This window comes from Bacteroidales bacterium (genome assembly GCA_029210725.1).
GTDB lineage: Bacteria > Bacteroidota > Bacteroidia > Bacteroidales.
Genome location: JARGFM010000026.1, coordinates 1 through 934, shown reverse-complemented (window position 1 = coordinate 934; position 934 = coordinate 1). Strand labels below are relative to the sequence as shown.

Genomic DNA, 934 nt, shown 5'->3' with positions numbered 1-934 from the left:
TTCCTAACTCTTAATTTACTGGTATCCGCATCATGAAAAATGTCATAGACTTTCACAAAACTAGAGGGTACCGGTCATGTCGCATTCAGAACTCCTATTTGATCCGGCTGATTTACCACCAGCCATTAGATACGATAAGCTCTTCCAAAACCTTCCATTGCTTTCAGAGAACATTCCCAAGACTGGCAGACGTCCATTTAGCCGAAACAGTATGCTTAAAGCATTAATATATAAGTCGTTGAGAAGCTATCCATACTTGACCGACCTGACTTTTGAACTCAATAACAATCCGAGTGTCTCCAGAGTCTTAGGCTTTAATCCCATGAAATCAGCACCTTCAACCGAACGCTTTTCATCTTTCCTGCACGATACAAGCCACCTTGAACTTTCCTCCATGCGTAAACAGCTAGTTCAGAAACTAATCAAAACCGGGGCTATATCTGGAAGCTCTATTGCCATTGATTCTTGCCCAATTGTCGCACTGTTGAAAGAAAACAACCTAAAGACCTCAATGTCAAATAGATTTGACAAAACCAAAAAACCAGCTGGTGATCCTGACGCACGTTTAGGTGTCTTGATCCATTTCCCAAATCCTTTTCAAAAGAAGGTCCGCTACTTCTGGGGGTATCGTAATCATGTGATAAACGATATTGATACCGAACTTCCAATCTGGGAAGTTACCAAGCCGGCAAATGTCTCTGATGTGGCAGTTGCTAAAGATCTCATACAAGAAGCAGTCACCTGTTTTAACCTCAATATCCGCTCGGTTTTGGCCGATGCCAACTATGACTCTGAAGACTTGCTGAAATACATCATCAATGATCTGCATGCACTGGCTGTTATTCCACATAATCCGAGAAGTGAACAAACCAAGGGCTATCAGATCAAAGATGGCAAAGTTATCTGTGAGGCAAATCTTCAGATGCATCGGAGG

Annotated in this window: 1 protein-coding gene; it reads left to right on the top strand. The window is 42.2% G+C overall.

Annotated features, from left to right (window positions below; genetic code table 11):
- Positions 1-76 precede the first annotated feature (76 nt).
- Positions 77-934, top strand: an 858-nt coding sequence (locus tag P1P86_13030) for a transposase (protein ID MDF1576104.1), incomplete at its 3' end; no start/stop codon positions are given.